The 26,170-nt window shown below is 59.5% G+C and carries 29 protein-coding genes and 2 tRNA genes; 15 read left to right on the top strand and 16 right to left on the bottom strand.

Features of this window, described 5'->3' with window-relative positions; genetic code table 11:
* Position 1: 1 nt before the first annotated feature.
* Complete coding sequence (gene glmM / locus Q0837_RS12310) at positions 2 to 1,339, bottom strand: phosphoglucosamine mutase (RefSeq protein WP_298469491.1); 1,338 nt, start codon at positions 1,337 to 1,339, stop codon at positions 2 to 4.
* 104 nt (positions 1,340 to 1,443) lie between these two features.
* On the opposite strand from glmM, the gene Q0837_RS12305 reads away from it, so the two are divergent.
* Positions 1,444 to 2,730: a cation:dicarboxylase symporter family transporter gene (locus Q0837_RS12305; protein ID WP_366519676.1), complete on the top strand. Its 1,287-nt coding sequence runs from the start codon at positions 1,444 to 1,446 to the stop codon at positions 2,728 to 2,730.
* A gap of 15 nt (positions 2,731 to 2,745) precedes the next feature.
* Here Q0837_RS12305 and Q0837_RS12300 read toward each other — a convergent pair whose 3' ends face one another.
* Both Q0837_RS12300 and Q0837_RS12295 read right to left on the bottom strand, forming a co-directional pair.
* The gene (locus Q0837_RS12300) at positions 2,746 to 3,366 is read right to left on the bottom strand and encodes a sigma-70 family RNA polymerase sigma factor (RefSeq protein WP_298469489.1); all 621 of its coding nucleotides are present in this window, start codon (positions 3,364 to 3,366) and stop codon (positions 2,746 to 2,748) included.
* Positions 3,366 to 3,584, bottom strand: coding sequence for a NepR family anti-sigma factor (locus Q0837_RS12295; RefSeq protein WP_298469487.1), 219 nt, complete (start codon positions 3,582 to 3,584; stop codon positions 3,366 to 3,368). Before Q0837_RS12295 ends, Q0837_RS12300 begins: the two co-directional genes overlap by 1 nt.
* Positions 3,585 to 3,730: 146 nt before the next feature.
* Between Q0837_RS12295 and Q0837_RS12290 the strand changes: the two genes are divergently transcribed.
* On the top strand, positions 3,731 to 5,410 hold the full coding sequence (locus Q0837_RS12290; protein WP_298469486.1) for a CHASE domain-containing protein: 1,680 nt from the start codon (positions 3,731 to 3,733) through the stop codon (positions 5,408 to 5,410).
* Between the two features lie 3 nt (positions 5,411 to 5,413).
* On the opposite strand, the gene Q0837_RS12285 is transcribed toward Q0837_RS12290, so the two are convergent.
* Together Q0837_RS12285 and Q0837_RS12280 are read right to left on the bottom strand one after the other, a co-directional pair.
* Positions 5,414 to 6,208: a response regulator gene (locus Q0837_RS12285; RefSeq protein ID WP_298469483.1), complete on the bottom strand. Its 795-nt coding sequence runs from the start codon at positions 6,206 to 6,208 to the stop codon at positions 5,414 to 5,416.
* A gap of 310 nt (positions 6,209 to 6,518) precedes the next feature.
* Positions 6,519 to 7,679: an N-acetyltransferase gene (locus tag Q0837_RS12280; protein ID WP_298469481.1), complete on the bottom strand. Its 1,161-nt coding sequence runs from the start codon at positions 7,677 to 7,679 to the stop codon at positions 6,519 to 6,521.
* A 143-nt stretch (positions 7,680 to 7,822) separates the two neighbouring features.
* Between Q0837_RS12280 and Q0837_RS12275 the strand changes: the two genes are divergently transcribed.
* The gene (locus tag Q0837_RS12275; RefSeq protein WP_298469479.1) at positions 7,823 to 8,917 is read left to right on the top strand and encodes a fatty acid desaturase; all 1,095 of its coding nucleotides are present in this window, start codon (positions 7,823 to 7,825) and stop codon (positions 8,915 to 8,917) included.
* 26 nt (positions 8,918 to 8,943) lie between these two features.
* On the opposite strand, the gene Q0837_RS12270 is transcribed toward Q0837_RS12275, so the two are convergent.
* From Q0837_RS12270 to Q0837_RS12235, 8 genes are all read right to left on the bottom strand, one after another.
* Complete coding sequence (locus tag Q0837_RS12270; RefSeq protein WP_298469477.1) at positions 8,944 to 9,369, bottom strand: hypothetical protein; 426 nt, start codon at positions 9,367 to 9,369, stop codon at positions 8,944 to 8,946.
* Between the two features lie 62 nt (positions 9,370 to 9,431).
* The gene (locus Q0837_RS12265; RefSeq protein WP_298469474.1) at positions 9,432 to 9,959 is read right to left on the bottom strand and encodes a GNAT family N-acetyltransferase; all 528 of its coding nucleotides are present in this window, start codon (positions 9,957 to 9,959) and stop codon (positions 9,432 to 9,434) included.
* Entirely contained in the window at positions 9,956 to 11,053 is a 1,098-nt protein-coding gene (gene lptG, locus Q0837_RS12260; RefSeq protein ID WP_298469472.1) for an LPS export ABC transporter permease LptG, read from the bottom strand. The genes Q0837_RS12265 and lptG overlap by 4 nt, the downstream gene beginning before the upstream one ends.
* 18 nt (positions 11,054 to 11,071) lie before the next feature.
* Entirely contained in the window at positions 11,072 to 12,316 is a 1,245-nt protein-coding gene (locus Q0837_RS12255; RefSeq protein WP_298469470.1) for an LptF/LptG family permease, read from the bottom strand.
* A 115-nt stretch (positions 12,317 to 12,431) separates the two neighbouring features.
* On the bottom strand, positions 12,432 to 12,941 hold the full coding sequence (locus Q0837_RS12250; protein ID WP_298469468.1) for a DUF427 domain-containing protein: 510 nt from the start codon (positions 12,939 to 12,941) through the stop codon (positions 12,432 to 12,434).
* Positions 12,938 to 13,351 (bottom strand): ATP-dependent Clp protease adapter ClpS, encoded by a 414-nt coding sequence (gene clpS, locus Q0837_RS12245; protein ID WP_298469465.1) that lies wholly within the window; start codon positions 13,349 to 13,351, stop codon positions 12,938 to 12,940. The genes Q0837_RS12250 and clpS overlap by 4 nt, the downstream gene beginning before the upstream one ends.
* A 184-nt stretch (positions 13,352 to 13,535) precedes the next feature.
* The gene (locus Q0837_RS12240; RefSeq protein WP_298469462.1) at positions 13,536 to 14,378 is read right to left on the bottom strand and encodes a phasin family protein; all 843 of its coding nucleotides are present in this window, start codon (positions 14,376 to 14,378) and stop codon (positions 13,536 to 13,538) included.
* 170 nt (positions 14,379 to 14,548) lie between these two features.
* A complete protein-coding gene (locus Q0837_RS12235) occupies positions 14,549 to 16,420 on the bottom strand; it encodes a class I poly(R)-hydroxyalkanoic acid synthase (protein WP_298469901.1) in 1,872 nt (623 codons plus the stop codon).
* Between the two features lie 281 nt (positions 16,421 to 16,701).
* Between Q0837_RS12235 and Q0837_RS12230 the strand changes: the two genes are divergently transcribed.
* The 6 genes from Q0837_RS12230 (at position 16,702) to Q0837_RS12205 (ending at position 21,136) form a co-directional block, all read left to right on the top strand.
* On the top strand, positions 16,702 to 17,901 hold the full coding sequence (locus Q0837_RS12230; protein WP_298469459.1) for an LL-diaminopimelate aminotransferase: 1,200 nt from the start codon (positions 16,702 to 16,704) through the stop codon (positions 17,899 to 17,901).
* 102 nt (positions 17,902 to 18,003) lie between these two features.
* Positions 18,004 to 18,612, top strand: a complete 609-nt coding sequence (locus tag Q0837_RS12225) for a hypothetical protein (protein WP_298469457.1) — start codon at positions 18,004 to 18,006, stop codon at positions 18,610 to 18,612.
* A gap of 217 nt (positions 18,613 to 18,829) precedes the next feature.
* Positions 18,830 to 19,396, top strand: a complete 567-nt coding sequence (locus tag Q0837_RS12220; protein ID WP_298469455.1) for a hypothetical protein — start codon at positions 18,830 to 18,832, stop codon at positions 19,394 to 19,396.
* Positions 19,393 to 19,815, top strand: coding sequence for a JAB domain-containing protein (locus tag Q0837_RS12215; RefSeq protein ID WP_298469453.1), 423 nt, complete (start codon positions 19,393 to 19,395; stop codon positions 19,813 to 19,815). The genes Q0837_RS12220 and Q0837_RS12215 overlap by 4 nt, the downstream gene beginning before the upstream one ends.
* Positions 19,812 to 20,207, top strand: a complete 396-nt coding sequence (locus Q0837_RS12210) for a winged helix-turn-helix domain-containing protein (protein WP_298469451.1) — start codon at positions 19,812 to 19,814, stop codon at positions 20,205 to 20,207. Before Q0837_RS12215 ends, Q0837_RS12210 begins: the two co-directional genes overlap by 4 nt.
* 116 nt (positions 20,208 to 20,323) lie before the next feature.
* Entirely contained in the window at positions 20,324 to 21,136 is an 813-nt protein-coding gene (locus tag Q0837_RS12205) for a crotonase/enoyl-CoA hydratase family protein (protein WP_298469449.1), read from the top strand.
* Positions 21,137 to 21,232: 96 nt separating this feature from the next.
* On the opposite strand, the gene Q0837_RS12200 is transcribed toward Q0837_RS12205, so the two are convergent.
* A complete protein-coding gene (locus Q0837_RS12200) occupies positions 21,233 to 22,012 on the bottom strand; it encodes a thioesterase family protein (protein WP_298469446.1) in 780 nt (259 codons plus the stop codon).
* Positions 22,013 to 22,185: 173 nt separating this feature from the next.
* On the opposite strand from Q0837_RS12200, the gene Q0837_RS12195 reads away from it, so the two are divergent.
* Both Q0837_RS12195 and Q0837_RS12190 read left to right on the top strand, forming a co-directional pair.
* Positions 22,186 to 22,259 (top strand) — tRNA-Cys (locus Q0837_RS12195).
* 42 nt (positions 22,260 to 22,301) lie between these two features.
* Positions 22,302 to 22,377 (top strand) — tRNA-Thr (locus tag Q0837_RS12190).
* A gap of 157 nt (positions 22,378 to 22,534) precedes the next feature.
* Here Q0837_RS12190 and Q0837_RS12185 read toward each other — a convergent pair.
* The gene (locus Q0837_RS12185; protein ID WP_298469443.1) at positions 22,535 to 23,011 is read right to left on the bottom strand and encodes a Crp/Fnr family transcriptional regulator; all 477 of its coding nucleotides are present in this window, start codon (positions 23,009 to 23,011) and stop codon (positions 22,535 to 22,537) included.
* A 105-nt stretch (positions 23,012 to 23,116) separates the two neighbouring features.
* On the opposite strand from Q0837_RS12185, the gene Q0837_RS12180 reads away from it, so the two are divergent.
* From Q0837_RS12180 to Q0837_RS12165, 4 genes are all read left to right on the top strand, one after another.
* Complete coding sequence (locus tag Q0837_RS12180; protein WP_298469441.1) at positions 23,117 to 23,854, top strand: SDR family NAD(P)-dependent oxidoreductase; 738 nt, start codon at positions 23,117 to 23,119, stop codon at positions 23,852 to 23,854.
* Positions 23,851 to 24,519 (top strand): TVP38/TMEM64 family protein, encoded by a 669-nt coding sequence (locus Q0837_RS12175; protein WP_298469438.1) that lies wholly within the window; start codon positions 23,851 to 23,853, stop codon positions 24,517 to 24,519. Before Q0837_RS12180 ends, Q0837_RS12175 begins: the two co-directional genes overlap by 4 nt.
* A 238-nt stretch (positions 24,520 to 24,757) precedes the next feature.
* Positions 24,758 to 25,294, top strand: a complete 537-nt coding sequence (locus Q0837_RS12170) for a phage tail protein (RefSeq protein WP_298469435.1) — start codon at positions 24,758 to 24,760, stop codon at positions 25,292 to 25,294.
* Between the two features lie 53 nt (positions 25,295 to 25,347).
* Entirely contained in the window at positions 25,348 to 25,884 is a 537-nt protein-coding gene (locus Q0837_RS12165) for a phage tail protein (RefSeq protein WP_298469434.1), read from the top strand.
* A gap of 120 nt (positions 25,885 to 26,004) precedes the next feature.
* Here Q0837_RS12165 and Q0837_RS12160 read toward each other — a convergent pair whose 3' ends face one another.
* Positions 26,005 to 26,148, bottom strand: coding sequence for a hypothetical protein (locus Q0837_RS12160; RefSeq protein ID WP_298469432.1), 144 nt, complete (start codon positions 26,146 to 26,148; stop codon positions 26,005 to 26,007).
* Positions 26,149 to 26,170 lie beyond the last annotated feature (22 nt).

Raw genomic sequence — 26,170 nt, 5'->3', positions numbered from 1 at the left:
CCTAAGCCGCTGCGCGAACCGCATCGCACACCCTGTCGACAACTTGCTCGACTTGCGCGGAATCGTCGCCCTCGGCCATCACGCGGATCACCGGCTCGGTGCCGGATGGGCGGATGACCAGGCGGCCTTTGCCTTCGAGTTCACCCTCAGCGTCGGCGATCACCGATTTGACTGTGTCGTTATCCAGCGGCGCACCGCCTTCGTAGCGGACATTCTTGAGCAGCTGCGGCACCGGATCGAACAGGTGCAAAATCTCGCTTGCCGGCTTTTGCGCGCGGACAAGGCTGGTGAGTACGCGCAGGGCGGCCACGCTGCCGTCGCCTGTCGTCGCATGGTCGAGCAGGATCATATGACCCGATTGCTCGCCGCCGACATTGAAGCCACCTTGCTTCATGCGCTCCAAGACATAGCGGTCACCGACTTTGGTGCGTTCAAGCGATAGACCTCGCGCACCCAGATAGCGCTCAAGTCCGAGGTTCGACATCACTGTAGAAACCACGCCGCCGCCGGTGAGCGCGCCCTTTTCGTGCATACGGGTCGCGATCAAGGCCATGATCTGATCGCCGTCGACTGCGCGTCCCTTCTCGTCGACCACGATCAAGCGGTCGGCATCACCATCGAGCGCGATCCCGATATCGGCGCCTTCTTCGACTACCTTTGCCTGCAACGCTTCGATCGCGGTCGAGCCGACACCGTCATTGATGTTGGTGCCGTTGGGTGTGACGCCCAAAGTGATGACTTCCGCGCCCAGTTCCCAGATCGCGGAAGGAGCGACCTGATAGGCGGCTCCATTGGCGCAATCGACCACGACCTTGAGATCGTCAAAGCGGACTTCGGAGGCGACCGAATCCTTGATGGCGTGGATGTAGCGCCCGCGCGCATCGTCGATCCGCCGTGCGCGTCCGATCTTCTCTGCCGGAGCAAGCGGAATGTCGGTCTGCATCAGCCGCTCGATTTCCAGCTCCGCTTCGTCGGAAAGTTTGAACCCGTCGGGGCCGAACAACTTGATCCCGTTGTCGGCGAAAAGATTGTGGCTGGCGGAGATCATCACGCCCATATCGGCGCGCATCTCGCGCGTCAGCAGGGCGATGGCGGGGGTGGGGAGCGGCCCGGTCATGATCACGTCGATGCCGACGCTGGTGAATCCCGCAACGAGAGCGCTTTCCATCATGTAGCCCGACAGGCGCGTATCCTTGCCGATCACGACCCGGTGCCGGTGTCCTCCGCGCACGAAGTGCCGTCCAGCTGCCTGCCCCACCTTCATTGCGGTTTCGGCGGTCATTACCCCTGCATTGGTGCGGCCCCTGATCCCATCGGTGCCGAAGAACTTGCGTGACATTGCGGGTTTAGCCCCTTGTTGGTTTGCCGCTCGATTTGTCAGGCGCTTCTGGCGCGGTTATCTCGCAAAGGGAAGGGCTCAGGCCGTGACAAAGGACCAAATTGTTGACCGATAAGGGCGAAGTCGCGGTTCCCGCACTTGATCAGCGTTTCGAGCTGGTGACGATCCGACTGCCAGTGATGCTGACGTTTGCAGCGCTCATCATCGGCCTTGGGCTGGGCGTGGCGTTCGCGGGCGGCGGATTGCCGGAATGGCTGCGCGAAACCGTAGCGCTGGTGGGCAGCCTGTGGCTGCGCGCTTTGCAAATGACGATCATTCCACTGGTGGCGAGCCTGTTGGTGCTCGGCATAGCGCAGATGATCGGAGCAGCGCGTGCCGGGGCGGCTGCGGCCAAGTTCCTAACCCTAGTATTTGGTGTGCTGATCGCGGGCGGCATTTTCACCGCGCTCGTCATGCCTTTGGTGCTGCAAGCCATTCCAATACCAGAAGCGGCCGCCGGATTTCTCGCGGAAGTGCCGGAGGGTGAACAGCAAGTGCCGGGCGCGCTTGATTTTCTGGCTTCCCTGGTTGCGCCGAACGTGATCGCCGCGGCTGCGGAGACCGCGATGTTGCCGTTGACCATCTTCTTCGCTCTGTTTGCGGTCGCGATCACGCGCTTGCCTGAGGGGCAGAGCGACACATTGCTCGGTTTCTTCCATGCAATCGCCAATGCAATGCTACTGATCATCGGCTGGGTGTTGTGGCTTGCTCCACTTGGCGTTCTGGCGCTGGCATTCGGTGTGGGACTGCGCAGCGGAGGCGGCGCATTTGCGGCACTGGCGCATTACATCTTGATCGTATCGGCGATGGGCGGCTTCATTCTTGTGCTCGCATATCTGCTTGCGTGGCTCTTGGGTGGCATCAATCCGCTGCGGTTTGCGAGCGCGGTCGTTCCGGCACAGGCGGTGGCGATTTCAACGCAAAGTTCGCTCGCCAGCCTGCCTGCCATGCTGGACAGCGCGACCCGCCTGAAGCTGCGCGACAGCACCAGCGAGTTCGTCTTGCCGCTGGCGGTGGCGATCTTCCGCTCGACGAGTGTTGCGATGAACCTTGCGGTCGCGCTCTATGTTGCCACGCTGGCGGGCGTTGAAGTCTCTTTGCCGCTTGTAGTGGTCGGGATCGCGGTCGCAGTGATCATCAGCATCGGCTCCGTGAGCCTGCCCGGTTCGATCAGCTTCGTGGTCTCAATCGGTCCGATCGCGCTCGCGATGGGCGTCCCGATCGAGCCGCTCGCTCTGCTGGTCGCCGTTGAAATGCTGCCGGACATCATGCGTACGCTGGCCAATGTGACGATGAATGTTGCAGTGACTTCAGCAGTGGATCGTGGAGCCGGCGGAACAGACGGCGAATAGGGGCCTGACTCTAGTTTACGTCTTCGCCGTCGCCCCGTTGCCAGCCGCGACTTCATCCAGCTCTTCCAGAATTGCGCGGTGCGCTATATCGTCGCCGATTGAACGCTGCGGGATGTCGCCTTCGGCAAGCATCGAGTTCAGCGTGGCCCGCGCGCGGCCCACGCGGCTCTTGATCGTGCCCACGGCGCAGCCGCAGATCTGCGCAGCTTCTTCGTAAGAGAAGCCGCCCGCGCCGACGAGCAACAGCGCCTCGCGCCGTTCGGGTGGCAATGTCAGCAAAGCGCGATGCATGTCCGACAGGTGGATCGGTTCTTCCTGGCCTGCGGGTGCCGTTAGGATGCGCTCGGCCACGCCTTCATCATATTCGCCGCGAAACCGGTTCCGGCGCATGTCGGTGAGATAAGCATTGCGCAGGATCACGAATGTCCATGCACGCATGGATGTGCCCGGTTCGAAGCGATCTTGCGCGGCCCACGCTTTCAGTAGCGCTTCCTGCACCAGATCGTCAGCCATGTCGGGACGGCCGCACAGCCCGCGTGCAAACGCACGCAGATGCGGCACGACTTCGGTAAGCTCTCGCTTGAAGTCTGCCTTCTCACTCGGCGTTCGGCTGGGAATTTCTTTCTTGTCCGCCATCAAGAATCGCCACCGCCCTCGGCGGCATTTGGCGCATCGTCTGCGGAATCGACGTCATCCAGCTTGTCGAGAAGATCCTTGAACGCATCGGGCAGCGGCTCGTCCACGACCGAGTCGTAGAGCTGCTTCAGGCCGTTCGCCCATTCGGGAGACTGGCCATCTTTCGATGCCAGGTCACCGTCTGAAGCGGTCTCAGTCGATTTCTTGTCGGATGTCATGCGCCTCTTCGACCACCCTTGGTCCCGTTCTCCGTCGCTCGATGTCGTAGTTGCCCAGCGGATAGTGTGACACATCGAACTCGGGCAAAATGGGAACGATCAAGCGCTTCCTCGGTTCCCTCAAACACTCAGGGATTGTGGGGTCAATGAGAGAAGACGCAAATTTGGACAGCGAAGCTCCGTCGATCAGTCGCGCCCGGCGCTGGCTGGTCCGCTATCCGCGCGCGGTCCCCATTGCCATCTTTCTAGCCATCGCAGCGATTACCGCTCTCAGTGTGTTCGCGATCGAAAGCAATGCGCGAGCTCGGGAGAACGCCCAAGTTGAGGAGTACGCCACGTCAGTGGCTTCGGCCCTTGAACGTCGGGGCAACAGCTATTCCTCCTACATTCGCGCGGGCGCGGCGTTTTTCTCAAGCTTCGATGAGGTGCGCCCTCAGATGTTCCGCCAATTCGTGGCCGAGCTAAGGCTCGATGTCGAATATCGCGGCGCTGAAGGGATTGGCTGGATCGAAGTTGTGCAGCCTGATGACTTTACCGACTATCTCGCTCGCAATCGCGCCGCCCATGATGCGTTTGAAGGTGTGCGGCCCAATCCCGGCACACCTACTAGCCCGCTTGCCCCGGTCACCTATTTCTCCCCTGACACCGAGCGAAACCGCCGGGCGCTGGGATTTGACATGTATTCCGATCCCGTGCGCGCCGCAGCGTTGGAGGAAGCACGCCGGACGGTCCGACCCACTGCGTCGGGACGCGTTGTGCTTGCTCAGGAAGGGGCAGATGAAGCGCCGGGTTTCCTGATCTTCATGCCGGTCTACAAAGCGGTCGAGAGTGATCAGCAGCTGGCTGGCTTCGTCTACAGCCCGTTCAACGCGGCGCGGTTTCTCGATTCCGCCATCGACCTTGCCGAACCCAGCGAACTCGGTGTGCGGCTCTATGATGGCGAGGCTGGCACCGACAATCTGCTCGTTTCACGCAGCCTCGACAATCCAGGTCGGCGGCAGGTGGAGCAGCTGGTCACGATTGCCAATCGCCAACTGCTTCTGGTGGTCGATTCACCCCGGATCAAGACGCTTGCGCCGCTATCGATGGTGACGCTGCTGTTCGGGATTGCCGTGGCTAGCCTGCTCATGCTGCTGGTGCGGCTTCAGACCCAGCAAGCCTTGGAAGATCAGACCCGGCTAGCCTTTTTCGAAGAGCAGTATTCGATCCGAAATTCGCTGACGCGCGAGCTGAACCACCGGGTCAAGAACACTCTCGCCAACGTGCTTTCGATCATGTCTTTGACGCGCCGCCGCACAAACGATCTTGATGAGTTTGCGGATAGTCTCGATGGGCGCATCCGCGCACTGTCGGCGACGCATGATCTGCTCACTCGGTCCGATTGGGGCACGATTCCGCTACGGGCGGTGATCGAAGCAGAGCTCCAGCATTTCAACGCCGTCAGCGATCATGCGATGACGCTCGAAGGTCCAGCAGTGGAGCTGGCCCCGAACAACGCTTTGTCGTTCGGACTGGCCGTGCACGAGTTGGGAACCAACGCCGCCAAGTTTGGCGCTTTGAGTGTCGCAGGCGGATCGGTTTCGGTCACCTGGAGGCTCGTCGACGAGGAACTGGCCGAGGTTGAGTGGTGCGAACGGGAAGGACCCGTCGTCAGCGCGTCACGCGAGCGCGGTTTTGGCACAGATCTGATCGAGAAGATCGTGGCGCTCGAGCTAAAGCAGCCGGTTCAGCTGGATTTCGACCCGCAAGGCGTCCGTTGTATCATGCGGGTCCCGATCCGCCGGCTGAGCGATTTTCAGATTCGCCAGGACCGGCCCGGCAGCTGAAGTTTACGCGAGCGGTTTGCTCGATCCGAAGAACAGCGCCTGGCTGATTGCCGCGCGTACGGTGCGTTCTTCGAAAGGCTTCGTCACGAGGTAGGTCGGCTCCGGGCGATCGCCGGTCAGCAGACGTTCGGGGAACGCCGTGATGAAGATCACCGGGACGCTGCCAATCGCAAGAATGTCATCGACCGCGTCCAGCCCCGATGATCCATCTGCGAGCTGGATGTCAGCCAGCACAAGACCGGGGTTTCCGTTTGCGACGATCTCTTGCGCCTGAGTCCGGGTCGCGGCAGTGCCATAGACTTCGTGGCCGAGCGATTGGACCATGTCTTCAAGTTGCATCGAAATCAGCGGTTCGTCTTCGATGATCAACACCGAGGTTGCCTGCTCGCGATCAATCTCGCTCACCGCTTCGCTTACGAGCGCCTCGATTTCCGATGGCTCCAGATCCATGATTTCAGCAGCCTGTGCTGCCGAAAAATCCTCTAGCGTGGTGAGGAGCAGCGCCTGGCGATTGAGCGGTGTGATCGTGCCGAGGCTATCCTGCGCCCCGAGTTCGTGCTCGCTTGACGCAGCGCCCTCGTTTTCGATCTGGAGATACGCGCTGGACCAGACCTTGTTGAAAGCGCGGTAAAGCGGGATCCGGCCGCCATCGAGCGAGGCCTTCAATTCTTCGTCTTCCAGCGCAGCCTCAAGCGTGGCGCGAACAAACGCATCACCTGTTGCCTGCGAGCCGGTCAGCGCGCGGGCATAGCGGCGTAGAAAAGGGAGGTTGGTGGCTACCTGCTGGCCCAAACTCATAGCGATCCTCATTCATCGCACGCCGCGGGGACGCGCCTGTTAAACCCATGATTCGCGGCCATAGCGCGTGATTGCTCTGTCGTCTCCTCAAAGTGGCAGAACCACCTGAGGTCAGAGCCTTTTGAAGCACTCGAAGAAAAAATTGAAACGGCGGGAACCGCTTTTTGAGACGTGCATTTGTACTATATCACCGCCGAGACCCCCCTCCCGTCCAAGCGGTTGGTGATACGATCCCGAAAGGCCTCCACTTTCCCAAGTGGAGGCCTTTTTTCTTGCGGTACTCTGATCTGTTCGGTTTGGGGCGGTTCGATCAGGCGAGCGGCTTTTCGTAGATCGCGTATTCGCGATTGACCTTGCTCTTGATCGTATCGGCGATCGCCAGCATGCCCTGATTGTCTTCGAGAACCCAGCCCAGCTCGCCGCGCGTGGCCTCGAATTTTCCGGTCGCTTCGCGTCGAATATATTCGATCATCATGAAAGCGAGCTGGCTGGCGAGCCGCGAATTGTGCAGCTCTTTCAGCACACCCATCAATGGCACGCGCATGCCCGATCCACGCGGCCCCCTAAGCCAGCGCAGCATATGGAACCATCCAAACGGGAACAGCTTGCCATCGATCTTGGCGAGCGCGTCATTCATATCGGGCCAGGTCAGCATGAAGGCAACGGGCTTTCCATCGACTTCGGCGATCATGTTGAGTTCTTCAAAGATTATCGGTTTCAGCTTCTTGCCGGCATAGGCGACTTCTTCCGGCGTGAAGGGCACGAAGCCCCAATTGTCCGACCAGGCATCGTTCAGGATCGAAAGAACGATTGCTGCTTCTTCGTCCCAGCGTGACTTGTCGACCCGGCGAACATTGATCCGTTCGTTGCGCTCTCCCGATTTGATGATGCGCTGGATCAGCGGAGTGAAGTCGCCCTGGATGTCGAGATCGTACGTATAGAGCGTCTTGGCGCGTTCATACCCGCGTGCTTCGATCCAGCCTGCATAATGCGCCGGATGGTGCCCCATCATCAGCATGGGTGGATGATCCTGCCCGCTGACCAGCAGGCCCGGCTCTTCCCACACCGATAGCGAAATCGGGCCGACGACGCGGTTCATGCCTTGGTCGCGCAGCCATTTCTCGGCCGTTTGCAGCAGGGTCGCTGCCACCGCGTCGTCTTCAGCATCGAAATACCCGAAGAACCCGGTGCCGGGGCCGAAGCCCTGCTCGGCCGGCATGGTGAGCGCCATTTCATCGATATGAGCCGAGATGCGTCCGACTTGCTTCCCGCCGCGTTGCGCGATGAAGAACTGCGCGCGCGCATGGCCAAAAAACGGGTTCTTGTCGGGATTCACCAGTTCGAGCTGCTCACCGCGCAATTGCGGGACGAAATTCTCCAGCCGCGCGGAGAAAACGCGCCCCAGATCGACAAATCGCGCCCTGCCGCGCTTGCCGCTCACTGCTTCGATACTTATCTCCGCGTCCGTCACGCTGCCTATCCCGTATTGAGTTATGTCAATGCGTGTGTGTCGCCCCAAGGCGATACGTGCAACCCAGTCGATCACTCTTGCCAACAAGACGCATTTGTCTCGCCCGTGCGTTTTGCTGTAAGGGCGCAGCCGAGAAATACACGATGAACGTACAGCACAGCCTTGATCCCGCGACCGCGACTGCCCGAGAAGGCGGCCCCGCGACGCGTGCGCAGTTCCAGACTGAAGACGACAAGGATATGCTGCGCGCGGCGCGCGACCTGACCAAGGATTTGGGAGAGGCCAAGCCGAGCATTTATTGGCCCGACATGCTGATTTCGACCGGCGTGGGCTATGCCGGAATTGCCACTGCGATCCTTGCCGACAATATCGCACTGGCAATCGTAGCCGGATTGATCGCAGCCTTGGCGCTGTACCGCTCGCTGATGTTCATCCACGAGCTGACGCATATCAAGAAGGACGCGCTGCCGGGCTTCCGCACGGGCTGGAACCTGTTGGTCGGCATCCCCCTGCTCACGCCCAGCTTCATGTATGAAGGCGTTCATGTGATCCATCACAAGCGCACGCAATATGGCACGATCGAAGACCCGGAATACCTTCCGCTGGCGCTGATGAAACCGTGGAGCCTGCCCGCCTTCGTGTTGGTGGCCTTGCTCGCACCGATTGGGTTGATGATCCGCGCGGCGATCCTTGTGCCACTTGGCGCGGTGATCCCGGCCGTGCGCCGTTTGATCTGGGAGCGCGCCTCGTCGCTTTCCATCAACCCTGATTTTCGCCGCAAGCCACCAGAAGGCGACTTCAGGAAACGGGTCGCATGGCAGGAGTTTGGAGTGTTCGTGTGGTCATGGACTTTGCTGGGCAGCACTCAGGTTCTGGGCTGGAAACCTTTGCTGGTGGCGCTTGCGATCCTTTCGCTCACCGCGACGCTCAACCAGCTGCGCACTCTTGTCGCGCACCTTTGGGAGAATGAAGGCGAGCCGATGACGGTGACCGCGCAATATCTCGACAGCGTCAACGTGCCGCCGCCGGGTGTCGCTGCGGAGATATGGGCGCCGGTTGGACTGCGCTATCACGCTCTCCACCATCTGATGCCATCGATGCCGTATCACGACCTACCCGAGGCGCATCGGCGCCTGGCGGGGCAGCTCGGTACAGGTTCGACCTATGAAGGCGCGAACCATGGCGGGATGCTGCCGCTGGTCGGACGCATTGCTCGCAGCACGATGATGCGCGGCTGACGCGCCGTTGACGCCTTGCGCCGGTCCTAGCGCGGATCGGCCTTTTGCAATTTCGAACCTTTGGGCGGGCGAGTGCCAACATTGTCGCTTCCGCCTTTGGTCATGGTGCTAGCCGTTCCACCGCTCGACCCGCTTACGACACCATCTTTGCCGCCCGTTCCGGGTATCGCTCTCGACCCTCCACCAGCGTTGCCACTATTGCCGCTCGAAACAGCGCCAGTGCCGCTTCCCGAACTTCCGCCGGAACTCGCATTCGAGCCGCCCGTCGTCCCGGCATAGGGCGTTGCATCGTCGCTCGGTCCTTCGCCGACGATTTCGTCGCCATCGACTGTGTCGTTTTCCGCCGGCGCGACACTGTCGTCGCTGGAGCCAGTCTCTTCCTCAGGCTCATTATTGCAGGCCGCCAGGGTCAGCCCCAGTGCAAGTGCTCCAGTCAGCGCGAAACGGTTCATGGCGGGGGTCTCCTAGGGTTTCTCCCGTATCATAGCGCGTGTTGGCTAACGCGCAAAACGCCCTACGAGGCCTGATCCAGAAAGCAGATCATCGCGCAGCGGGTTTCGGCCGGTATGCCTAGTTCGACGGCACTGGCGAGCGATTGAGCGAGATGGGGCCGGCCTTCAAACTCTGTCACTTCGACAAAGCCGTGCCTGGCGTAGAACGGTGCGTTCCATGGCACGTCGCGAAAGGTGTTGAGCGTGATCGCTCTGAAACCTGAATTGCGCGCATCTATCTTGAGTGCCCGGAGCAGAGTCATACCGATCCCGCGCCCCTGATGTGCGCGTGCGACGCTCATTTCGTGCAAGTGCAATTCCCGCCCGACCTGACCGGATTCGGCGAAGCCGACGATCTCGTCCCCAACCAGCGCAGTCAGCGAGCGGCGCATCGCGATCACTTTGGCATGATGATCTGCGGTGGTTGTGGGCGGGATCGGGATGCCTTCAAGCAAAGGCTCGCTCCGCAGCAGTTCCGCCGCGTCGTCTTCGACCCTGAAAAAGTCCGCTGCGTCTCCGGGCCGCGCAAGGCGGATCGTAAACTCGCTCACTCTTCGGTGCGGATGAGGACCGTTTCACCCACCAGCAAGAACAGGAAGAACGGCGCCCATGCGGCGAGGAAGGGCGGATATCCGCCGAAACTTCCCATCGCCAGCGCGGCATTGTCGACCACAAAATACGCAAACCCCAGTGCCATGCCGATGATCGCTCGGACAAACAGCTGTCCCGAACGGGCGAGGCCGAACGCTGCGATTGAACCGAGTAAGGGCATCAGAAACGCCGACAACGGCCCGGATATCCGGTGCCACCATTTGGCGCGCATTTCAGTGGTGCGCCGGCCTGCCGCTTCGAAGGCGTCGATTGTCTCCGATAACTCAAAGAACGACTGCGCGTCGGGGTCGATCGATTGCAGGTCGATCTGCTCGGGTGTCAGACTTTCGCCGACGATCAGCCCTTCGACCTCCTCGGTTTCCGCGCTGCCGACATCGAAGCGGACCGGGTTTGCGAGCGCCCATCCGGGGCCAGCATAGGTCGCGCCGGTAGCACGGATCTGCTTGCTGATGATCCCGCCCGGCGCGCGCTCGTACCACGTGACATCGTCGAGCTCGATTCCCTCGCCCGTTCCCACCAGAGAGGATGCGGTCAGAATGTTGGAGCCGTCGGTCAGATAGACATTGGCGCGCACCCCGGTTTCTTCTGGGATTGTGCCGTAATCGGCTGCTTCCCAGGCCTTCAGCGTTGCATTGGCGCGCGTCACGAGCCGCTCATTAAAGGCAAAGCTGACTAGGGCGACTACACCAGCGGTAAGCAGAAGCGGCGCAAGCACCTGATGCGCCGAAAGCCCTGCCGCTTTCATCGCCACCACTTCGCTGTTCTGGTTGAGCGTCACGAGTGTGATCAGCGTCGCCAGCAGCACCGAATAGGGCAGGAACCTCGCAATTAACTGCGGTATTCGCAGGCTGGCATACTTGATCAGCTCGGCCTGTCCGTTGCCTTCAGGCTCCAGGATCTTGCCGGTCGACCCGAGCAAGTCGAGCGCCATCAGCACCAGCACCAGCATCACCAGCACCGCAAAAATGCGGACGATGAACATCTTGGCCAGATACGTGGTCAGGGTGCGTGAAGGGAAAAAGTCGAGCTGCATGGGAAGCGGGTGCCGGGCCTATTCTGCCGGTGCCATTTGCGTGTCACGCAGTGGTGGTGTTTTTGGGCGCGCGCCATTGCGCGAAAACAGCTTTCCGATGCGTTTGCTGATCTTGGCGAACACCGTTTCCAGCGCGCCGATTGGCTGCCCGCCGGGCACATGCGCCACGCGGTAATACATCCACAAGATCAGGCTCGCGAAGATGAAGAACGGCCCCCATAGCGCAATGATTGGGTCGACCCGCCCAAGCGAGGCGATGTCTTCGCCGTATTGGTTCACCTTGTGATACGAAACCACCATCACAATCGAGACAAATACGCCGAGCGCGCTGGTCGATCGTTTGGGCGGTATCGCAAGCGAAAGCGCGAGCAACGGCATCAGCAGCATCATCACAATCTCGACCAATCGGAAATTGAAGGTCGCCTGGCTCGCATCGCGCTGCTCGACCTGACTTTCTTCGCTCCAGCCGATGCGGAGCAATTCGGGCAGGATATACTCGCGGGTCGCGTCGCCGCGGGCGCGGAACTCCTCGATTGCAGGCAAGTCGATCGGCAAGTCGTGACGGCTGAAGGAGAGCACGCGCGGGGTCTTGCTGCCGGTGTCTTGCACGATGGTCCCGTCGGTCAGGCGCAGGATGATGGTATCGGGATCATCGCTGGTGGCCAGAAAGGCGCCTTCGCGCGCGCTGATCGATAGCACCTGATCACGTTCATTGGCGACACGGGCGAAAATGCCGATCAGGCGGCGACCATCGTCTTCGCTTTCCTCGATCCGAAGCGCCATGCGGTCTGCCAGGGTGGTGAATTCGCCAACCTTGATCGACGCTCCAAGCGCGCCGGAACGCAGCTCGTATTCCATCTGCTCGTAATAGTAACGACTGACCGGCTGGATGTAGAACACCAAAGCGATGTTCACGCCCATCAGGATGATTGCGATTGCGTAGGGTACACGCAGCAAGCGCCAATAGGACAGGCCAACCGCGCGCATCACATCGAGCTCGCTCGACGTTGCCAATCGGCGGAAGGCCAGCAGGACGCCAAGCAGTAGGCCAAGCGGGATGGCGAGGCTGGCATATTCCGGAATGAGCGCGCCGAGCATCTTGAAGACGACGCCAACCGGGCCGCCTTCCACCGCGACGAAATCGAACAGCCGCAGCATCTTGTCGAGCAGCAACAGCGAGGCGGCGAGCGCGAACACCCCGATCATCGGGAATATCACCAGCCGGAAAATGTACCGGTCGACGCTGGGGATGAAGCTGAACACTTCGGTACGTTGCCTTAGTTCTCGCAGTTGCAGGTCGCGCCTTAGCGCGAAATTCCGGCGCGGTCATGGGGTGATGTGCGAGCGCCTGTTGACCAGTGCTGAACTTGGACTTCCGCTACCAGTAGCGGCTGCCGGGAATGCCCTTGAACGGACCGGCTTCGTACTGGCTGATCCAGCCGCCGTAAAAGCTGCCCGGCTGCGGTGTGATGACCTCGCCATCGACCATGCATCGGTCGAGCGGATCGGGGTAGAATGCGAGGTAGTCCTTGATGGGCGCAAAGCCGGGTGTCGGGCTGGGATAGGACCACGCGACTGCCTCCAGCCGCGTGTCTCCGATTACAATGTCCCAGTAATTCGCCTGCCCCTTCCATTCGCACATCGTGCGGCGCGGGTTCGGTTGCAGGTGCTCCATCGCGATGTCGGATTGCGGGATGTAGTAGGTCGGCGGATGGCTGGTTTCGAGCGTGCGGTAGGCGGATCGGCTATCGACCAGTTCGACGCTGTTATGGACAATCTGGATGCGCCGCTCGGTGGGTTCGGCAATGGCGGGGCGAGGGTAATCCCACACGCTTTCCTGACCGAGGCCGACCGGATCGGGTTCCGGATGACCGCCGAATAGGCTCACGCCTTTTCAAGCGTGCATTGCAGCGGGTGCTGGTTCTGCCGGGCGAAGTCCATCACCTGGTTCACCTTGGTCTCGGCGACTTCGTAGGGGAAGATACCGCACACGCCGACGCCCTTTTGATGGACGTGCAGCATCACACGTGTGGCCTGTTCCAGATCCATGCTGAAGAAGCGCTTTAGCACCATCACCACGAATTCCATCGGCGTGTAATCGTCATTGAGCATCAGCACTTTGTACTGGCTCGGCTTCTTCGGCTTGGTCCGGGTCTTGGTCGCTACGCCGGTTTCGCTGTCGCTACCGCCATCTTTGTCGGAATCCCCATCGTCCGCCGCAACAGGCTGGTCCAGTTCAGGCTGGGCCAGCTCAGGCAGGGCTGCGTATTCCGCAAAAGAAGGAGAAGGGGCGAGCATCGGCTCTCCATTATGGGATTCGTTTGGGCATTCGCAAGGATTCTCCAACGCGGGAGAATATTTGGCGAAAAGCAAAGGGCCGGACGGACCCATTCGGTCCATCCGGCCCATGCGCCTGAACGGCGCGCTTTCGTAAACCGGGTTTGGGAGAGAGAGGAGAGGCCCGGCTTAGAAACTTGGTAGGTTAGGCAGCTTTCGAGATCTTCTCGGCAGCAACGCTAACGCGGTTCGAAATCGGAGCGAAAGCGTCGTTGTAGAGCTTCACCAGCGCTTCGGTGCGCTGCGAGCCGAACGAAACGACGGCGTCGAAGTTGCGACGTGCGAGTTCGCCCTGGAACTGCATGAGTTCGGACGGCGACTTAACGGCGGTCATCTTCTTGGCGTCTTCGGTGACGGTCTCAACGACAGTCTTGCCGGTTTCGATGTCACCCTTCACGAGCTCCTGGGCGCCGGCGAAGAAGATCTTGCCGCTTTCAACGACAGCTTCGACGTTGGCTTTGTTGAAGTCGCCCAGTTCGCCAGCGAACTCGCCGCCCTTGGCGTAGGCAGTCTTCACGCGCTCTTGCACGTCGGCAGCCATTTCCTTGGCGGATGCGGTGATGTCGGTTTTTTCAGCAGTGGCCATGATAGTGTCCTTAAGCTTGGTAACTGGGTTGGTTGCAGTTGTGGTTTTCGGAGCCGCCTTCTTTAGAGCGGTCTTGGTTTTCGCGGCGACGGCCTTCTTTGCAGCAGGCTTGCGTGCTGGGGTTTTCTTGGCAGCGGTCTTTGCCGGAGCCTTCTTCGCGGGCGCTTTCTTGACTGCTGGCTTTGCAGCGACTTTCTTCGCGACCGGGGCTTTCTTCGCAGCAGGCTTCTTGGCCGGAGCAGCGACAGCTTTCTTGACAGCCGCGACCTTTGGGGCGGGCTTGGGCGCATCGACTGCGACCGCTTCAGCTACTTTCTCAGCGCTCGCCTTTTTGGCAGCAGCTTCTTCGTATGCTTTCTCTGCGGCAGCATCGATCTTCGATTGAGTGTTGGCGTCAGCCATAAAATCCTCGCTTCATGTTGCACTGCACAAAATAGCGATTGCAGATGCGAAGTCAAGGTTTTTGTGCACTGCACAATTGATGCGTGAAGCGATTGGAAAATCAGGATAATTCACCGAAAACTTGCGCAGTAGCGGCGATTTTCGAAAAATTCTGTTCGCGCAAATCGCCGCTAACGCGTTTTCACATAGCGTCCTGGGGCGTCCTCTATGACCGTGTCGCCGCGCCCTCCGGGCTTGCGTTTTCCAGTGGCCGGGACGCGGGTATTGTCCTGCCCTTCCAGCCAAGCCAGCCAGTGCGGCCACCAGCTGCCCGGATGTTCTTCGGCGCTTTCTATATAGGCGCTCAGAGAAGGCGCATCGCTGTCGCCGACCCAATATTGGTATTTGTTGGCGACAGGAGGATTGACCACGCCTGCAATGTGGCCCGAACCGGCCAGCAGGAATTCGACGGGGCCAGAGAAGTGCTGCGTCGCGCGCCATACGCTTTCCGCAGGCGCAATGTGATCTTCGCGGCCCGCTTGGATGAAGCACGGGGCTTCAACCTTGGCCAAGTCAATCTTCGTGCCGTCGGCGGACATCTCGTCCGGCACGACCAATTTGTTGTCGCGGTAGAGATCGCGCAGGTAATCATTGTGCCACTTGGCCGGCAGGTTGGTGACATCGCCGTTCCAGTGGAGCAGGTCGAACGCGGGATAGTCTTCGCCGAGCAGGTAATTGTTGACGACGTAATTCCAGATCAGGTCCTTGCCGCGCAGTGCGTTGAATGTCGCGGCCAGATAGCGCCCATCGAGATAGCCCTTGGGCGAAAGCTGCCCGATCATCTCGATATGGCTGTCTTCGATGAAATGTTTGAGTTCGCCGCTCTTTTCGAAATCCACCTGCGCGGTGAAGAAGGTCGCTGATTTGACCTTGTCCGCCTCACCCCTCCGGGCAAGGATGGCCAGGGTTGCCGCGAGCGTGGTGCCCGCCACACAATAGCCGATGGTGTGGGCGCTCGGTACTTTCAGCCGGTCCCGGACCGTGTCGATTGCTTCGATCTGCCCGCGAATGTAGTCGTCCCACACCACGTCGGCGAGCGTTTCGTCGGCGGATTTCCAGCTGACCACGAACACTGTGATCCCCTGATCGACCGCCCATTTGATGAAGCTCTTCTTTGGCGTCAGGTCGAGAATGTAGAAGCGGTTGATCCATGGTGGGAAGATCACCAGCGGCACTTCGTACACGTCCTTGGTCGACGGCGAGTATTGCACCAGCTGATAGAGCGGTGTCTCGTGCACCACCTTGCCCGGCGTCGCGGCCAGGTTTTCGCCCAGCGTGAAGGCATTGGTATCGGTGTGGGTCAATTGCCCGCGCTTCAGATCGTTGATCAGGTGCCGCATGCCGCGCACCAGGTTTTGCCCGCGCGTATCGATGGTGCGCTTCATCACCACCGGGTTGGTCAGAAGGAAATTCGCCGGGCTCATGGCTTCCGACAACGCGCTGACCGCGAATTGCAGCTGCTTGCGCTTTTCATTGTCGAGGCCGCCCATCGCCTTCACAGATTGCTGGAAATACTCGGTCAGCATCAGATAGGTCTGGTGGAGCAGGGCGAATGCCGGATGCTCACTCCAGGCGGGATCGGCAAAGCGGCGGTCCTTGTGCGGCAGAGCGGCAGCCGGATCGCTTTCATCTGCTCCGCCGGTAGCAGCCGACGCGACGAAGCGGCTCAGCACGCCCTGCCATAGATGCATGGAATCCTGCGCCAGCTTGGTCGTGCCTTCGAATGTGGCACCCGGTAGCTGCTTCAGCATGCCTTTGGAGATTGTAAGCCACTGCGCGGGATCCATCAGGTTGGCCCCATCCGTTGCCTTGGCCGCTGCCTGGCCCGCCTGATGCGTCACGAACTCCAGCCACATCTTTTGCATTTCAGTGCTGGCTTTGGCCCATTCGGCCATGTCTGCCGGGTTGAGTGCCCCCGGCAGAGAACTGGCACCGGCTGATTCTTCGCTGCCGCTGGCAGAAGCCATGTCGGGCATCTTTCCGGCCATCGCCTGCGTGAACATTTCCCGCATGGTTTCACCCTGCATATCGAAAAACGCGCGAAACGGCTCGGTCGCATCGAACGCAGATCCGTCATTTTTCTGGGGCACGGCGGCTCTCACTTTCCTGATTTTGGCCTGATCCCGACCTGACATCGGCCTGATTTCCAGTCGATTTCGACCGCTATAAACAACGAGTCCACGGAAGCTTAGCGAAAACGCCTTCCCACATCGACCCACATTGCCTTAGACTGATCATTGCGCCGTCAATCATCTTGATTGCGCGAACAAGGGTGTAGATCGCAATGAATGACCAGTTTTACCGCATGAAGCGGCTTCCGCCGTATGTGATCGCCGAGGTAAACTCGATGCGTCATGCGGCGCGTCAGGCGGGTCAGGACATCATCGATCTCGGGATGGGCAATCCCGATCAGCCCCCACCGCAGCACGTGATCGACAAATTGTGCGAGGTGGCAAGTAAACCGGATGCTCACGGCTATTCGCAGTCGAAAGGCATCCCCGGCCTGCGCCGTGCCCAGGCCAATTATTACGCGCGCCGGTTTGGGGTCGATCTCGATCCTGAAACCGAAGTGGTGGTGACGATGGGCTCGAAAGAGGGTCTCGCCAGCCTCGCCAACGCGATTACTGCACCCGGTGACGTAATTCTCGCGCCCAATCCGTCTTATCCCATCCACACGTTTGGCTTTATCATCGCTGGGGCAACAATTCGCTCGGTCCCCACGACGCCGGACGAGCGGTATTGGCAATCGCTCGAAAGCGCGATGAACTTTACGGTGCCGCGCCCCAGTGTGCTGGTTGTGAGCTATCCGTCCAACCCGACTGCCGAGACTGTCGATCTCGCCTTCTATGAGCGTTTGGTCGCGTGGGCGAAAGAGAACAAGGTGTGGTTGCTGTCCGACCTTGCCTATTCCGAACTTTATTACGACGGCAATCCGACGCCTTCGATCATGCAGGTCAAAGGTGCCAAAGATATCGCGGTCGAGTTCACCAGCATGAGCAAGACCTACTCGATGGCAGGGTGGCGAATGGGCTTTGCTGTCGGGAACAAGAAGCTGATTGCAGCCATGACGCGGGTGAAATCCTACCTCGATTACGGAGCTTTCACTCCCATTCAGGCGGCCGCCTGTGCAGCGCTCAACGGCCCGCAGGATATCGTCGAGAAGAACCGTGAACTGTACCGCAAACGCCGCGATGTCATGGTCGAGGCATTCGGCCGCGCTGGCTGGGACATCCCTTCACCAGCGGCCTCGATGTTCGCATGGGCTCCGCTGCCGCCGGCACTGGCGAGCATGGGAAGTCTTGAATTCTCGAAACAATTGCTGACCGAGGCGCAAGTCGCGGTCGCACCAGGGGTTGGTTACGGGGAGGAAGGCGAAGGCTTTGTCCGGATCGCGATGGTCGAGAATGAGCAACGGCTCAGACAAGCCGCGCGCAATGTAAAGCGTTACCTTTCCTCTCTTGGCATCAATAGTTCGGCCGCATGATCTTGAATCAGGTGTCCGGCAGCCTGCAGATAAGTTTTCGGAGCCATATTGGACATTAAACGTTAACTGACTTTGGCAACCCGTTTTGACTAGGAGGAAGAGATGCCGCCCGCCACGCCGCGCAAACTGACTGAACGTCAGGGCGCCGTGATGGAAAGAATCGATCGGCGCGTGCCCATCAAGGTCATCGCGCAGGAACTTGGCGTGTCCGAAACCCGAATCAACCAGCACATTCGGGCCCTTAAGGATATCTATGGGGCTGGCAGTCTCGGCGATCTGGTTGAACTCTACCGGGCGAGCAGGCCGGCCAAGAGCACGGAACCTAAAGCCCAAGAGAATGGGAAAACGGAAGAAAATCAATCACCTGCGGATTCGCCTAAGGGCTTTAGTGAACCTGCATACAGCAATTCTCAGGTTCCTTCGGGCGGCGCTGGTGGCACTAATGGTGCTCAAGTCGACCAAGGCGAACTCGTGATGAGCGACGTTTTGCCGCTGCTTGAACAGGCGCCCTGGCTGCGTCCTGGCGAGCCAAGGGTCGTACCTGGGGTGCTCGATGGCGAGCACGCTGCCTTGTTTCGTCTGGGCGCGATCATCGTAATCGCGTTCGGTATCCTTGCCGCGGTCGTCCTGCTGGTCACTGCCGCGGTCTCGATCAGCGAAGCATTGGAAGGCCGTGCCGCCGTCCCCACAGACGAACAAGGCTTCTCCTGACGAGCGAGGATGAGGCGGGAGTTCAATTGTGACCGACCGCACGATCGCAAACCTCAATCCGTCCGCACGCCAGTTCGCGGAACCCAAGCGCTCGCAGTTGCTCCAATGATTGAGTTTTACAAACGTCAAATCGGCATCGACCGATATGTCATCGGCGTTAGTAGATCTGCCCGAGCTGATGCCAGTAAACACGCCGTCCTGATTGGATGAAAGGCTGATGTTAGAGCTGCTCGCCTCCGAATATCGCATTGTAGCACAGGACATCCTGGCTGTGACTTTGTGTCTTGCCGCGCTTGTCCTGGGAGGCGGGCCAGAGCGCGCGGTTGCCCTGACTTGGTTGGTCGTCTTTCAGTTGGGCGACTGGGCGTATGATTCTGTGGTTGAGGCAGGTCCGGCACTTGCCGATATCTACCCGTTCCCCATCACGATTGACGTCTGCGCCGGTCTGATGCTGACCGGTATCGCTCTGTACGCCAACCGCAACTACACGCTGTTCATTGCCGGCATGCAGGTTCTTGCCGTGACCGTTCATTTTGTTCGCAGCATGTTTGAGGCGGTATCACCTGTCACCTTTAACGCCATGGTCCTAGCGCCTGGCTGGTTGCTGCTGATTTTCCTTGGAATCGGTCTGACCCGGCACATTCTGCGCAAACGGAAATATGGGGCTTATCGAGATTGGCGAATACCCCCGCAGTGGACCGACCGCATCGCTGCCAATCCGTTGCGAGCACGGCTGGCGGCTGTCTTTGAATATGATTTGTTTGCCAAGAAGGATGAGCGATGATCATGACTCAAATCCGCGCGCAGGAAAGGCGCAGCGATCCTCGAGAAACGAGGATTGCGGCGATGATCGATTACCTCCGCAATATGGTCGTGGAAGGTCCTGGTCACATGGAGCGGTTTCACGCGATTTTCGTCAATTCAGAGCGCGCTTATCTGGCTGACGAACCGATGGGCCAAGGACAGGCCGCTGCTCTCTCATTGCGGATGCGCGATCTGTTCGGCCGAGCGCTGACAGTTGGAGCAACAGGCATAATCGTGGCGCATAACCATCCTTCCGGCGACTGCCGCCCGAGCAAGATCGACGTCGACGCAACGCGCAGGCTGGCCGCTGTCGCCTTGGCCCTGGATATCGAGTTGCTCGATCATCTCATTTTCACAGAAAGCGCTGTTTATTCGATGCGCGCAGGAGGGGACCTGTGAATCCAACAGCAGCCTACAGCATCTTTCCCGATGGCGACACGCTGATCCCGCGTTTCAGGGAAGCGGGTGACGTAACGCTTGACCTGTTTCATCGCGACGGCCGTGTGGAGGATAAGTGGCTCGCGTTGCACCCGCGCGAATTTGAGCTGCTCTGGCGTTTGGCTGAACAGCCCGGCCAAGTGATGACGAAGCAGCAGCTGCTCGCGGATGTGTGGCGGATCACAATTGAGCCAGAGACGAACAGCGTGGCCGTGCATGTCGCCCGGGTGCGGGCGAAGTTGGCGTCATTTGGCCTTGCGAAGATACTGGCGACCCATCCGGATGGAGGATACTTTCTCGACACACCTTTGGGGCCAGGCGCGTTCGCATTTGGCGGCAAGGCGCCCGACTAACTTTCAATCGCGAGCGGAACTGCCAATGAGCGGAAAGGCCTCACCACAATTCCGTCTGGACTTGCCGAAAAGCATCGGTCACGCTCACAGGCACTAGAATTGAACAGAATTCGAGGATGACCGAGCCCATGCAGGCCAATGACAGAATTTCGATAGATATGAACGCGGACGGCGTCGCGCAGGTGCGCATGACGCGCGGGGACAAGATGAATGCACTTGATCCGGAAATGTTCGAGCGGATCATCGAAGCGGGCAGCGCGTTGCACAAGATGGAAGGGCTTCGTGCTGTTGTACTTTCGGGTGAGGGACGGGCGTTTTGCGCCGGGCTTGATACTGCCAGCTTTAGCCGTACGCCCAGCCCCGATGAGCCTGAGCTAACTGAACGCACATATGGCAACTCGAACAAGTTCCAGCAGGTAGCCATGCTCTGGCGCAAGCTGCCCGTGCCAGTGATCGCAGCGGTGCACGGTGTTTGCTTCGGCGGCGGCCTTCAGATCGCCAGCGGCGCCGATATTCGCGTGGTCCATCCAGAAACCCGTATGGCTATCATGGAACTCAAATGGGGGCTGGTCCCCGATATGGGCGGCTACGCACTGTGGCGCGGGCTGGTGCGCGACGATGTGCTGCGTGAACTGATTTACACCAATCGCGAATTCAGCGGCGCGGATGCTCAGGGTCTTGGGCTGGCAACGCATGTCGATTCCGAACCTCACGCGCGGGCGACCATGATTGCCAGCGAGATCGCCAATCGGAACCCTCATGCAATCCGCGCGGCAAAGCGTCTTCAAGCCGGCATGCTCGAACGCGGCACCGATGCCATTCTGCTCGAAGAAAGCATTGAGCAGCACGCGATTATGCGCACCCGGAATCAGGTCGAAGCGGTTATGGCTGGCATGCAGAAACGCGCGCCGAAATTCGAGGACGTTTGATTTAGCGCGAGGCCTCCCGCCCCGCCTCCCCACCCGGCCACCAAAGCCTGGTGGTACAATCGGTGGCCGGGTGGGGAGGCAGGGCGAGGCCCCTCTTCAACCAAAAACCGCCACACATTGCAGGCCGTCAAGCACTTGGCGGCCTTCGCGGTCCCACATCCGTAAGCGTTCCGAAGAATAGCCTGCATCGGCGTGCTGACTCGCATTCTCGGCGAGATACCAGCCACCTTCGGATTGGGTGTCCGGGTCGAGCACGTTGAACGACCAGTTGATCGAACTGATCGGGCCCATGCGCTGCATGATGCGCATCGCGCCCGGCGGCATGACATCGCCCATCAGAACCAGCTTGCTGACCGGGTCGAGCGAGTGATCCTCGGTCAGGCGTGCCCAACGGCGAATGGTCGCGCCGTGATCCTCGTCCTTCGCCTGACCGAACCGGATGTCGAAGTTGTTCTGAATGAAGGAGGGGCCTTGCCCGCCCATTGCGGCGGCGTTCTCCTCCGGGCCGCCCGGCCAGCTCTCCGGCGCATCGGCGGTACGCTCGGCATTGGCATCGCGCGCGGTTCCGAACAGCCAGAATGCGGTGAGCGCAACCTTGCCTTCGGACAGGATTTCGCTGCGGATTTGGGTGACGTTGCGGCCTTGCCGGACGATCTCGGCGGAAAGCTCGATCTCTTCTCCGACCGGCGCAACGAAGCCGATCTGGGCAGCGCGCAGCGGCGGCAAGTCGCTGAAGGCTCGGGTCGCCATTGTGTAGGCCACGAGCGCCGAAGCGCCGCCATACAGAGTGCGTCCTTGCATCCAGTTGCTGGCATGATCGAGACGGGCGGGACCGGGCTGACCGGTCACCGGTTCGAGTAGGCTTGCTATCGTCATGGGAGTGCTCTGCCCATCCGATCCGCAGTGGTCCAGACTGACGTTGCGTAAGCTAGCGCTTTTGCGAAGGGTTCCAGATTATCGTTACTTGAGGCAGCAGGCAGCGATTGCCGCATTGCCTTTGCGGCGGCGAATCGCTAGTGCGCCGCTTCCGCCCTGTAATGGGGCGGCTCGGCCCGATGGCGGAGTGGTTACGCAGAGGACTGCAAATCCTTGCACGCCGGTTCGATTCCGGCTCGGGCCTCCACTTTTTGAATTCGCGCGGCGGACGATCCCTGCGCCCAAGAGTGCCGCTTTAGCTCAGTTGGTAGAGCACATCATTCGTAATGATGGGGTCAGAGGTTCGAATCCTCTAAGCGGCACCAGCACCTTCAGTAGAGAAAATAGAGGCTTGCTGTGAAAGCGGCACCGGCTGGTAGCGGGTTCTGTTGCGAAAATGACCGTCGCAATCGGCAGGCACTGGGTCGGGGCAGATTTTCGGCTTTCGGCCCAATCGCTGGTCAAAGGCAGCAGATCAGTCATTTACTGAGTCAAACGCCGTTTGATCCGGCTGAGCGCCTGGGGTGTGATGCCTATATACGCGGCAAGATCTCCCTGGCTCACCCGCTCTGCAATCTCAGGCATGGTTTCGATCATCACGGCATAACGATCTTCTGCTGAAAGGCTCAGCAATTGGTATTCGCGCTGCTCCTTGCGCTTGCCATAGGTTGAGAGAAACCCGACCAGCGCATTGGCTAGCGCAATGTCGTTTTGTGCGGCGTCCGCCAACACTTTGTAAGGCAATGCAATCACCAAAGTGGGCTCGCTGGCAACGAGGCTAAAGGTGCACGGATCTCCGTCGACCAAAGCCACCATGCTGCCAATTATCGAACCTTCGGCGAGGAAGGACTTGATGTGCTCTTTGCCATCGGCGCGAACGTAATACGCCTTTAGCAGGCCCGATTTGACGAAGTAGACATTCGAATCATTGTCCCCCTGCATGAAGGCATGGTCGCCCATTTTCAATGTGATGTGGCGCCCGTTCCGGACCACAAGTTCTTGAAATTGCGACAAATGAACCTCGGTTAATTACGGCGCGTTGCACCTCGGCAATATCCTAGTGCCATGAAGCTTGAAAACAAAACCATTGTCCTGACGGGAGCCAGTTCTGGAGTTGGCCTCGATCTTTTGAACGCGCTCGGCGCGTCCAACACTATCATCAACCTTTCGCGCCGCGCTCCGCCAGAGGATGTCGTGCGATTGTTGCCTGGATTTGTCCATATCGCGACAAATCTGGCCGATGAGGTGAGCGTTGAGCTGGCTATCGAAGCGATCACCCAATCTTTTCCTGATGGGATCGATGGACTGATCAATTGCGCAGCCGTGCAATTCCTGCCCAAGTTCACCGACATTGATTTTGACCCCGCCAGCATCGCGACAGAAATTGCGGTCAATCTCACCAGCCCAGCTCAGCTGATCCACGGTTTGCTCGGTAGCCTGCGCAGACGACCTGAGAGTTTCATCCTCAACGTCAATTCGGGCCTGGGTCTCGTGCCCAAGAAAGAGTCGGCGGTTTACTGCGCGACCAAAGGCGGGCTCGATAATCTCTCTCGCGGTCTGCGAGCGCAATTGGGCGGGACCAACATACGGGTTCAGCAAGCCTTCCTGCCACTGGTCGACACGCCGATGACTGCTGGGCGCGGAAACGGCAAGCTCTCGTCGCAAGAGGTTGCGGGTCAGATCATTCGCGGGATCGAACGCGGTACGCCCGACAATGACATCGGCAAAGCCAGATTGCTTCGCGTCATCAACCGTCTCTCTCCCTCAATTGCCAACGCAATCATGCAAAAAGGTGACTCATGAAAACTCTGCTCAAGGTTATGGTGACCATCGCCGCGATCTTCGCGTCCACTTTCATTCTTGGTCGCGTGCTCGGCATCTTGAACGAGGACAATGTGCGAGACTGGCTGGAGATCGCAAGCACTCTCTCCGCGCTCACGGTGGTTGCGGTGGTGGTAGGCCTTCTCGCCATCGACCTTTTCGTCGCTGTGCCGACACTCACCATTGTCATCCTCGGCAGCTACTTCCTCGGATTTGAGATGGGTTTCGCCGCTGCTATGACAGGTTCAGCCATTGCTGCATTTGGCGGCTATGCGATTTGCGGGCGCTGGGGCGAAGGCGCGCTTGCCAAAGTGATCCGAGATGAGGATGAGCGCGCCGAGATGCGCGGTGCCTTCACCTCGCACGGGCCCGGCATGATCATGCTGTCTCGCGCCGCTCCAATCCTGCCCGAAGTGACTGCCTGCATGGCTGGGATGACGCGCATGCCATTGCCGCGCTTTGCTATGTTCTGGGTGGTGGGATCTTTGCCCTATATGGGGATCGCCGCCTATGCAGGTTCGGTCAGCACTTTAGAGGATCCGCGCCCGGCGATCTTTGCCGCCTTAGGGTTATATGCGGTGATGTGGACAGGCTGGTTCATTTATCGAAGATACTGGATGAAGGGCGGAGTGCGATTGCTTGTTTGAGTGGACGTTCATGTGTCCCGCTTTCATCCCAAAAGCCAACGCAGAGGCCGCGTCAGGCATTTCATAGAAGAACGTCAATTGTCTCTGCCGGTCAATATTCCTTTTGTCAGCACTAGTGGATTCGTATAGGCTCTAAATATAGCGGGGGCTTCCAAAACAAAAATCGGGTCGCCTGTCTCCGAACACTGCTGTAAAAAGCGGATAGTCCGCTTTCAAAAAGAACAAGGACAGGCACAATATGGAAGGTTATCTCGCGCAGGTTATCGGTTTTGCGGGCAATTTTGCACCAAGAGGTTGGGCGTTTTGTCATGGGCAATTGATTGCGATCAGCTCGAATTCCGCATTGTTCTCACTGCTCGGCACCAACTATGGCGGCGACGGCCGGACGACTTTCGGTTTGCCGGATTTGCGCGGGCGGGTTTTAGTCGGCCAGGGCAGTGGCCCCGGACTGCAACCAAACGTTCTGGGACAATCTGGCGGTCGGCAGAATGTGACACTAACGCAGGCAGAACTTCCCTCGCACAACCACGTCGCGACGATGCACGCAGAAAGCAATTCCGGAACTTCGGGCGATCCGACGGGCCGGCTGCTTGGCGTGATAACCGGCGCGACAAAGATTTATGCCAACGCCGTAGCTGCGGATGAGGTTGCCATGCACCCCGACAGCGTCACGGTCGGCAACGCTGGTGGCAATGCCAGCTTCAACATCGTGCCGCCATTCCAGGCGCTCAACTACGTCATCTGCACACAGGGTCTCTTCCCAAGTAGGTCTTAACCTGCGTATGGTCCATCTCGTCGCATAACCACCTGAGGGGAGGAGTTTACGAGATGGACCCATTCATTGGACAAATCATCATGTTCGGCGGGAATTTCGCGCCGCGCGGTTGGGCGTTCTGCAGCGGGCAATTGCTGCCGATTGCACAGAACACGGCACTGTTTTCGATCCTGGGCACGATCTATGGCGGGGATGGCCGGACGACATTCGCCTTGCCAGAATTGCGTGGCCGGGCAGCGGTACACGCCGGAAACGGCCCGGGGCTGACCAACCGTCCGCTTGGTTCGCGTAGCGGGACCGAGACAAATACGCTGAACACCACTCAGCTGCCTTCGCACAATCACACAGCGACCATGCGGGCCGAAAGCGCGCCGGGAACCACCGGCAACCCTACGGGCAACCTGCTGGGTGTCATCACCACGGGAGCCAACATTTATGCGCCTCCGGTTCCTGCGACTGAAGTGAGCATGGCATCGGATTCGATTGTTGTTGGCAACACCGGCAACAACCAGCCGGTGAACAACATGCAGCCTTATGCAGCGGTGAACTACATCATCGCACTGGTGGGGACTTTCCCAAGCCGCAGCTGATTTCCGCACAACAAGAAAGGCCCGCCGGACGGTATCGTCTGGCGGGCCTTTCTTTGTCCGGCTCAGGGCCGGATATATATGCTCTGGTAAGGTCGCTTGATCAGCGACCTACCAAGCAAATCATGACATATTCAGGATGCCCGGGAATTCCGAAGGATCCGGGAACGGACCAGTCTTCGTACCCTTCACGTCCAGGACGCGCAGTTCTGGCTTAACGAAGCGCTTCTTGGTGCGCTCCTGCCCTTGGCTCTTCTGTTCGATCATCAAAATCCCCTGTCGCAATGGC

Origin of the sequence: uncultured Erythrobacter sp., from assembly GCF_947499705.1 — a bacterium.
In the GTDB taxonomy this organism is placed as follows: domain Bacteria; phylum Pseudomonadota; class Alphaproteobacteria; order Sphingomonadales; family Sphingomonadaceae; genus Erythrobacter.
The sequence above is the reverse complement of the archived record's forward strand: the minus strand, read 5'-3'. Positions and strand labels throughout refer to the sequence as shown.